The organism is Mesorhizobium sp. M7A.F.Ca.US.011.01.1.1 (genome assembly GCF_003998295.1).
In the GTDB taxonomy this organism is placed as follows: Bacteria; Pseudomonadota; Alphaproteobacteria; order Rhizobiales; family Rhizobiaceae; genus Mesorhizobium.
This window is the reverse complement of the sequence record NZ_RZRT01000268.1, coordinates 1-417: the sequence shown is the minus strand read 5'-3', so window position 1 is coordinate 417 and position 417 is coordinate 1. Positions and strand designations below refer to the sequence as shown.

The 417-nt window shown below is 50.1% G+C and carries 1 protein-coding gene; it reads right to left on the bottom strand.

Features of this window, described 5'->3' with window-relative positions:
- The coding region (locus tag EOA13_RS38275; protein ID WP_206535393.1) for a hypothetical protein at window positions 1-417 on the bottom strand (417 nt) is incomplete at both ends.

The window sequence follows — 417 nt, the reverse complement described above, 5'->3', positions numbered from 1 at the left end:
GTTCCGCATTATTGGCATCAATACTTGTTGTTTCGGTGTCGAAACTTATTTCACGGTGCTGTTCCAGCAGGGTGATGAGTTCGCGGATGGCCGGCTCGCCCTGCACATATTTATATTCGTGCGGAGTGTTGGTAATGTTTTTATCTGCGACCGGTACCTGCGCAAGGTCTTCGCTGATGGCTGAGTTAACAGGGGTAGCGGTCCTGCTTTCCTTTGATGGCGCCGCTTCTACTATGTTGCCGAACAGGTCGGTCTGTACCGCTTCCGGTGCGGTCTTGAGCGCAGTAAACTCTTCGCCGAGTATCCGCTTGCCAAGGCTTTTGAATTCGAGTTCTGCAAAAACTTCGTTCATCTTTTCCTTGTCGGGTTCTTTGATACGGAAATTTTCTGCATGGAAACGCGCGGGTACATCAATGA